General features: G+C 48.0%; 8 protein-coding genes and 1 pseudogene. 6 read left to right on the top strand and 3 right to left on the bottom strand.

Features of this window, described 5'->3' with window-relative positions; translation table 11 throughout:
* The coding region (locus ACTG33_RS14935) for a hypothetical protein (RefSeq protein WP_439136023.1) at positions 1-377 on the top strand (377 nt) is incomplete at its 5' end.
* A gap of 9 nt (positions 378-386) precedes the next feature.
* On the opposite strand, the gene ACTG33_RS14930 is transcribed toward ACTG33_RS14935, so the two are convergent.
* Entirely contained in the window at positions 387-902 is a 516-nt protein-coding gene (locus ACTG33_RS14930; RefSeq protein WP_439136022.1) for a hypothetical protein, read from the bottom strand.
* Positions 903-981: 79 nt separating this feature from the next.
* Here ACTG33_RS14930 and ACTG33_RS14925 point away from each other — a divergent pair, with 79 nt between their 5' ends.
* On the top strand, positions 982-1,416 hold the full coding sequence (locus ACTG33_RS14925) for a hypothetical protein (RefSeq protein ID WP_439136021.1): 435 nt from the start codon (positions 982-984) through the stop codon (positions 1,414-1,416).
* 816 nt (positions 1,417-2,232) lie between these two features.
* Positions 2,233-3,438, top strand: coding sequence for a Fic family protein (locus tag ACTG33_RS14920; RefSeq protein ID WP_439136020.1), 1,206 nt, complete (start codon positions 2,233-2,235; stop codon positions 3,436-3,438).
* 266 nt (positions 3,439-3,704) lie between these two features.
* On the opposite strand, the gene ACTG33_RS14915 is transcribed toward ACTG33_RS14920, so the two are convergent.
* Complete coding sequence (locus ACTG33_RS14915) at positions 3,705-4,205, bottom strand: DUF4405 domain-containing protein (protein ID WP_439136019.1); 501 nt, start codon at positions 4,203-4,205, stop codon at positions 3,705-3,707.
* Between the two features lie 297 nt (positions 4,206-4,502).
* On the opposite strand from ACTG33_RS14915, the gene ACTG33_RS14910 reads away from it, so the two are divergent.
* From ACTG33_RS14910 to ACTG33_RS14900, 3 genes are all read left to right on the top strand, one after another.
* Positions 4,503-4,916 carry a thiol-disulfide oxidoreductase DCC family protein gene (locus ACTG33_RS14910; RefSeq protein WP_439136018.1) on the top strand — a complete coding sequence of 138 codons (414 nt, stop codon included), beginning with the start codon at positions 4,503-4,505 and terminating at the stop codon, positions 4,914-4,916.
* Positions 4,917-5,334: 418 nt separating this feature from the next.
* Complete coding sequence (locus tag ACTG33_RS14905; protein WP_439136017.1) at positions 5,335-6,186, top strand: class D sortase; 852 nt, start codon at positions 5,335-5,337, stop codon at positions 6,184-6,186.
* Between the two features lie 44 nt (positions 6,187-6,230).
* Positions 6,231-6,797, top strand: a complete 567-nt coding sequence (locus tag ACTG33_RS14900; RefSeq protein WP_439136016.1) for a hypothetical protein — start codon at positions 6,231-6,233, stop codon at positions 6,795-6,797.
* 235 nt (positions 6,798-7,032) lie between these two features.
* On the opposite strand, the pseudogene ACTG33_RS14895 reads toward ACTG33_RS14900, so the two are convergent.
* Positions 7,033-7,940: pseudogene (locus ACTG33_RS14895) on the bottom strand (methyl-accepting chemotaxis protein); the annotation flags it as partial.

Here is a 7,940-nt window from a genome sequence, read left to right as displayed (position 1 = left end):
GGATCATTCATCAAGTATTCATCAAGAAATTTCACGAAGGTTTAGGGTTTAGCCGAGTTAGGTTGGCAGGAGCTATTATTGCTGCACCACTTTACTCTTATTTTTTGTTTTGGATGCTTATAGTTCACACAATACCTACACTTTATACCTACTGCGTTGGCGATGACTATTCACAAGTGTCTAAAATCGAAAAATACTATGGCTCCAGCACAAAAGAATGCCGATATCAGTTGAAGTCTGATGATTTAAAAGGTTCTTTCCCAAGCTACGTTTGTGTTTCAGAACGATTTTATGATGCAGCTCATTCTCACGTTAAATTTATTGGGAAAAGGTCTTCGGCTGGAAAGCTGTTTCAACAAGCTCAGACATGTCGATAAAGATTAATCTTATTTTCGTCGAGAGGCTTTTACCTTCTCCACAAAGGCCCTGTTCTTTTTAATCCGCTCCCGCCCCCAAGCTCCCATTTTTTCTCGGTGATAAGCAAAGACCTGAAATTTCACGCTATGCGTTATAAGTATGCTCAAGAAGCCTGACCCTAATAAAATTAGAATTAAGGCTGCCCCATCCTTGAAATACATGGTCAGCGCTAATAGTCCGAAAGCGACACTACAATATCCGAATATTTGCAGTGGTCGTGTTCCCATGGATCGGCGGCCAGAGGCAATGAGTATATTCGAGGCAATAAGAAGGATAGCAACAGCAAGACCAAATAAGTAAGCATACTTAAATGATACGTTAAATAAATCAGCGAGGATGTTAACCACCGACCCTATTGCTATACATGAAAGTAGTATATTAACAAGCCAAAGCGACATCCACGGTGAAAATATGGCAAAGTATTCAGGCAGGTCATCAGCAATCTCTTGTAAAAGTTGATCCTTTTCTTCTTTTGTTAACTTCATATAACGTCTTTTACCTTCCAATGGTTATTGAGTTTTATTCATGCGATCAGAACCGCAATCACCTTTTTTAGTTCGGCTTTTGAGCGTTGCCTTTTTCTTACTATTAACCATCGCCTCATTGGCCTGGTTTGTCATCAGTCTCACCAATTTTATCATTCAGGTACGTCAGGGTGCTCCTGTTATTGAGTTTGATAAAGGCTCTGTCTACATGCTGGGCATTGGGCTGGGATTACTTTTTCTTACTGCCGGAGGGATAGTGCAAGGGCTTCTCGGTAAAACTCTCACACCTAAGTGTGAGTCTTTGTTCACCAAAGGTATTGTGATCAGTATTCTCTTCGCGTTTCTACTCCCCCATGCCGTGCATTATGGCGTGAGTCAGTTCGCTCAAAAGCAACACTACGATCTCTGCAAACCAGCGACCTATCGCTGGTTTATGTACAGTAAGTTTTATTACGTCGACAGCACATCCAGCTGTGATGCCTTGGTTAAACAACAGCGCAGGACAAAAGGATAGCCATAGGGCTGGTCAAGATCGGAGGTGACCCTTCGACAGGCTCAGGGTGAACGGGATTGAGAGAGGCTGGGCCACTGTTCTTCAACAAGCTTCCTTCGACAAGCACAGGGTGAACGGGATCGGTAGGGGGGATACAACATATCCCCCTCCCACCATACAACATATCCCCCTGGCCTATACGTTGTATCCCCCTAACCCATACATCGTATCCCCCCAGCCTATCCGCGATACCCGGTGTCCTATACAAAAGAGTCGGTCGTCCATATAAAACACTCGATGGTGCATTGCCGGTATGGGATCGCGGGTCTTTTGTATCCCCGCAGTCCATATAAAAGACCCGATGTTCCATGTACAGATACCCGATCGCCAATACAAAAGACCCGATGTTCCTATGCGCGGATGGGTAATCGGGTATTGGGGATCCCCCAGGGGCATATAAAAGACCCGACATCGAGTGTTTGCATCGCACGTTCGATATATTAAGAGTCATGATCGATATACAGAAACCCACGCTCGATGCATTGGAACCCGCGTTCGATATAGAGAAAGCCATGCACGATGGATTGGGAGCCTCGCTCGACATTGAGAACCGCACAGGGGTTCACAAACAGCTCAGGCTGTACGGGTTTTGGAGGGGGGATAGACGCCGGGCTAAAAAACCTCTCTTTTCCTTTGTTTTCAAGTGATACCAAAACTGATACAGTAAAGGTGATTTAAAGCCTTAAACATGGTTAACTAAATACAATATATTGTTATTTTTCAATAAGTTATATATCACTGTTTTGATAATAAAACTGATATATAAAGTGATACAAAATGCCTATATTACCTTCCATTGAGCCATTAATTCCGTCTGCTGCTGGAATAGATGAGTCGAATTTGCCTGAGAAAGCCCTGGATTTGGAAAGGAAGGCCGCCCGACTGTCTGGAATGATATCAACCCAAACAGCAGAAGTACTTGAAGAGCACCTTCGGGTCATCAATTCCTATTATTCGAACCTCATTGAAGGGCACAACACGCATCCTCGGGATATCCGAAAGGCAATGAAGGGCGATTACAGTTTAGATCCTGTGAAGCGAGATTTGCAGCTGGAATCTATTGCTCATGTGACCGTTCAAAATACCTTGGCCACGGAAGCCTATGGCGCTGTCGACCTGGTTGGCGCTGATTGCTTCAAACATATTCATAAACTGTTCTATGAACGGTTACCTGAAACCCTACGTCAGGTTAAGTCTGCCAATGAGAAAACTTGGGCCTATGTGGAGCCGGGGGTGTTCAGACAAAACGGACAAGATGTGGAAATAGGATCTCATCTGCCTCCAGCACCTAACGAATTGGATCGATATTTGGAACGCTTTCAAGAGGTGTTCCGTTTGGATCGGCTTCATGGACAAAAGAAGGTGATTGGCGCTATGGCTGCACACCACCGATTTACCTGGATACATCCTTTTATCGATGGTAATGGCAGAGTTGGACGACTGCATACTGATCTGTTTCTGAGGTCAATCGGCATAGGAGCAACCGGCATATGGTGTTTGAGTAGAGGTTTGGCCAGACGTCATGCTGATTATAAATCAGCGCTTGCTGAAGCAGATAAAGGTCGCCAGGGTGTCTCGGATGGTCGTGGAGCTTTATCTGAAAACGGGCTGATTCAATTTTGTGAGTTCATGATTGATACGGCCATCGATCAAGTAGATTTTATGACTAAAGTGCTCGATCTGGAAAATATGGTAAAGAGGATAGGCTCATATATTGAGGACCGAAACAGAGGCCTAATTGTTGGTATGCCGCCTATAAAACCTGAGGCCGCACGTCTACTTGAAAAAGCCTATTTACACGGTGAATTTGAACGATCAGAAATGGAAAAAATCACAGGTTTGGGGTTGAGCGTCACGAGAAAGATTGTTCAACAATTAAAAGAAGAAGGCCTGTTAACAGAAACCAGTTCCAGATCTCCGTTACGTTGGGCAATACCGGAACATGCAGAAAGGTATTATCTACCAGAGTTATCTCCAGCATAAATTAAGGAATCAGAGCCTTTTCGATTCCAGCGTGGCACAAAGGGATCATACGCTCGCCCTGAGTACTGAGCTTATCGAAGCATCGAAGATCGAAGGGCTGGAGAGATCGGAGCTGACCCTTCGATACTTCGACAAGCTCAGCACTCAGGGTGAACGGGTTTTGGAGAGGGGATAGCGAAGTTAAGGAGGGGATGCCCTTGAAAGCACCCCAAAAGCGATAGCCGGTAAAACACTACACCGGATTGCCCCCACCTCCATGAATGCCTTCACTGGGATTCCAGTACCTTGATCAAAGTGCTCACTTGTGCGCGCAATTCAGGCCCGGCCAGTTCGGCGACGGTTTGCTGATCGTCTGTCACGGTTAAGCCGGCGGTCAGCAGGCGGCTGCGCATGTCGTCTGTGGTGGTGCCGGCGACCTGTGCCAATACTGGCAATGGGGCGCTGGCCAGTGCCCGGATGGGTGGGGCAAAACCGGGTTCTTTGTTGCCTTCGCCCTCCACACGGATAAAACTCAAGGCGAGAATGACGACAAACAATCCCATGACTGCACGTCCGGTGTTTTGCTTAAAGTAGCGTTTGAACGCCGGCAGGTTAAGCAATACATGTACGACGACCCCGGCCACCAGTAACCAGCTTAACCACTCGTGTACGGTTTTATTGAGTCCGGAGTCTAGATGGAAAAACATCAACACGCCGGTGACAGCGGTTAGCAAAAAGGCACCAATCACCAGAGGGGTGATCCAGGGGCGTTGAGAATTCAGGTTCATGGTCGGGTCTCCAATCGAAATTGGCGATAGTTTAACGAACCTGAAACGTAAAAATATCCATCTTCTGTCGCAATATGTAACGACTTTGTATCAACACAATGTCTGCGGGACACTCCTTCACAACACGCTCCAGAGGGTTGCTCTCTGGTTTCTGGCTGGGACGTACACGTAACCGCCACACTTGCAGGTTGTGGGTCTTGTTTTAATCCGAATGCGAACTCACAACGTATTGAGGTGTATGAGTCAGTCCATTACGTCATCTGATTCTATTCGCGCGAATTGTCCAGGGTAACGATGATGTCTATAAACGCTACAGCGAAGTTAACGGTATTTTACGACGGCCAGTGTCCACTGTGTGCACAGGAAATGCAGGCCCTGACCAAGCGGGACACACACCAGCGCTTGCAGCTTATGGATATCTGGCATCCGGAGTTTGCCAGTCGCTATCCCGAGATTGATCCCGCCGCGGCCAACCGTGTCCTGCACGCCGTGGATGACACCGGCCATCTGTTGCTGGGTCTGGATGTCACGGCACGGGCCTGGTCTCTGGTGGGGGTAACACGTTATAACTGCCTGCGCTGGCCAATCATTAAACCTGTTGCCGACATTGCTTACCGTCTGTTTGCCAAACATCGTTACCGTCTTTCTCGATTGCTGACGGGTAAAGCCCGGCTGTGTGATGCGGATCAGTGTTCACCGCGGTCGAAGTGACAACCCGAAGTTTTATGTTTAGACGGCCTTTGAAAAACTCTGTCACACAACTAAAAGTCGTATTATTCCTCATATCAAGCCCGCCAAATTATTCCTGCTACACTCATTCCAATGCTTTGTTTCTTAAGATCGCGGCTTTAAGGATTAAGAGGCTGAAAACATTGCCCGGATGAGGACAGTTTCTCTAGGGACATGATGATCGATAACAGATTGTGTTCTTTTATCTTTCATCCAGTTTGGCGTGTCGTCTTATTCCACGTTTATTGATTCGCTACTGTGGTCCCACTACATACTGTGGTTCTCACAACGCACTGTGGTTCTTACTACAGACAACCCGTGACTGAAGATATGAATAAAGGACGTTCATGCAACGAGGTTGAATGCGTGACGATGGAACAGTGAGCAAGGGGAGACCGCCTTGAGATACTTTGGGTTTTTAAAGCCTGCGTTTCTCGTAACCCTGGAGCGATGCCTGATAAGCATTGGGCTGCTGGGGCTATTGTTTGTGGGTATCGCCTATCTGGATTCCGCCTTCGCGTCGCGCCAGGCACTGGCAGCTTTTGATGAGGCCTTAATGGCGCAGGCTGATTCTGACTCAGCCGCTGTTTCAATATCTACTTCCTCTTCCGGCACTAATACTACGCCTTCCTCTTCTACGCCTTCTTCTACTTCGCCTCCTTCTAAACCTAACGCTGACGAACTGAACGTCGAGGATCCGGATAAAAGTCTGTGGTCCGAAAGCCGTAAGAAAAAATACGCTCAGGCGCAAAGTGAAGATCTTCCACTGGCGGTGCTTTCCATTGAACGCTTGAACTTGCAGGTGCCTGTCTTTTCAGGAACGGATCGACTGACGCTTAATCGCGGTGCCGGCATTGTCGATGGTACAGCTTACCCGGGTGAAAAGGGCAATATGGTCGTGTCAGCACACCGGGACGGTTTCTTTCGGCCGCTGAAGGATATCGCTGTTGGTGATCGGATTACGCTGCAAACGCTGGAAGGCAAGCAAATCTATGTCGTTACCGAAATGTTCATTACCGATCCGCTGGATATTTCGGTACTGGATCCAACCGACACGGAAACCTTGACGATGATCACCTGCTATCCCTTTTACTTTGTCGGTTACGCGCCTGAGCGGTTGATTATTCGCGCGCAGCCGAAGTCGTCGATCAACCCCAGCCTCACAGTTCCTGATACAGCTCGCGATGTCCATCCGACACCTAACACCGGTGTCGTGAAAGCTCACTCTTATGCAATGACCAATGGGTACTGAAAACCTCAATATGAATGTACCCCAAACCCCCAAGGAGAAAGCCAATGAAAAAACTGATCAAACCCTTGATTGTTGTTACAGCACTGGCGGGAGCTGGTTCAGTCTACGCTGCCGAACCTAAACGTGTGGGTGAATGCAGTGACTACGCCCAGGATTATCAGGCCACCGCAGAAGCCAAAGAGCGTTTTGGCATGCTGGCGGGATCCTGTGAAGGTGTTTATGACATTGACGGAAATCTGTATGCGCGTGCAGAGATGGTGGTTCGCAGCAATTGGAAGGGCACGATGAAGCTGTATATGCCCGCAACGGACAAAACTATCGAGGTCACGCCGGACATGAGCCACAGCGCGATTCTCGATGGCCGCAAACGCCGCCTGCGTGATTTGGAAAAAGGGGACGAAATTCAACTGTATATCTCCAAAGATAAGTTCTTTGAAGATCGTGTCGACACGGTAGCCTTTGCCGATGACGACGATGATATACACCACACTGATGCCGATGAGGTTGCAGCGCTGCCCACCACCGCAAGTCCGTTGCCGCTGCTAGGGTTGGTGAGTGGATTGTTGTTTGCCGCCGGTGGACTGCTGAGATTACGCCGCCGTCAATCCTGACAGTTAAGTTCGCTGTCTTTATTGAATCAGCTTTATTAAGACAGCGTTAAAAAAACCTAGTACAGGCAGCTTTAGGGATTTTAAAGAAGTCCCTAAAGCTGCCGCCGAGTCAAAAAGGCTGTCAGTGTTTTATCGGCTTAAGTGCAAAGCTTCTGCGTTATAAAACCTTATTAAACTGCCCAATAACTTCCACAACACGCTTGGCATCCTGCTCGATACTGTCCATCACACTGCCTGCCTCTTTTGACAATTCCAGCGCTTGGGTTGCCTCACCCTGACATTGCGCAATCAATTCAACGGCGTTGCCGGTACGCTTCAGGTTTTCGGTGACCATGGACACAATCTCTTCGGTGGTTTCATTAGTTCGAGAAGCCAGTTGTCTGACTTCATCGGCCACCACGGCAAAGCCCCGACCTTGCTCTCCGGCACGTGCCGCTTCAATGGCCGCGTTGAGGGCCAGCAAATTGGTTTGATCGGCAATGCCACTGATGCTGTTCACCAACTCACTGATTTTTACAGAGTGTTGATTCAGGGCTTCGATCGCTTGACTGGCAGAGTGCATTTGCCCAGACAGATCGTTCATGCTGGAGATGGTAGAGCCAATTACCTGTCGGCCCTGAGTGGTCAGCTTACCCGTTTCTTCAGAGACTTCATTGGCCAGAGTCGCGGCTTTCGAGACTTCCTGTTCCTGAAGCACCAGAGCAGTGATGTCTGTGGCAAATTTGGCCACCTTGTAAAACTCGCCCCGATCGTTGTGGATCGGGTTATAGGACGCCTCAAGCCAGATGGTTTCACCTCGGCTGTCTATACGTTTAAAACGCGCGGAAATATATTCACCTCGCGCAAGCTTTCTCCAGAACTCTTCATACTCTGGGGAGTTGGCCAATTCTGGTTCACAGAACATGCGATGGTGTTTGCCGATCACTTGCTCCTTGGTATATCCCATCGTCCGGAAAAAGTTATCATTGGCCTGCAAGATGATGCCGTCTAACGAAAACTCGATCACGGCAGAAGACCGATTCAAGGCCTTAAGCATGTCCTCCTTCTCGCGAGAGGAGGTGATAGTACGAGTCAGGTTGACCGCAAAGATAGAGAACCTTAACAGTTGTTCACGGCTGTCTTTTTCCGGCTGAAGAATAACTC

The organism is Pseudomaricurvus sp., assembly GCF_965662505.1.
In the GTDB taxonomy this organism is placed as follows: Bacteria; Pseudomonadota; Gammaproteobacteria; order Pseudomonadales; family Cellvibrionaceae; genus Pseudomaricurvus.
This window is presented reverse-complemented; position numbering and strand designations above follow the sequence as displayed.

Bases quoted from the DNA above. Each gene is read 5' to 3' on its own strand.
- ACTG33_RS14930 (WP_439136022.1), bottom strand. From the start codon at position 902: ATGAAGTTAACAAAAGAAGAAAAGGATCAACTTTTACAAGAGATTGCT.
- ACTG33_RS14920 (WP_439136020.1), top strand. From the start codon at position 2,233: ATGCCTATATTACCTTCCATTGAGCCATTAATTCCGTCTGCTGCTGGA.
- ACTG33_RS14915 (WP_439136019.1), bottom strand. From the start codon at position 4,205: ATGAACCTGAATTCTCAACGCCCCTGGATCACCCCTCTGGTGATTGGT.
- ACTG33_RS14910 (WP_439136018.1), top strand. From the start codon at position 4,503: ATGTCTATAAACGCTACAGCGAAGTTAACGGTATTTTACGACGGCCAG.
- ACTG33_RS14900 (WP_439136016.1), top strand. From the start codon at position 6,231: ATGAAAAAACTGATCAAACCCTTGATTGTTGTTACAGCACTGGCGGGA.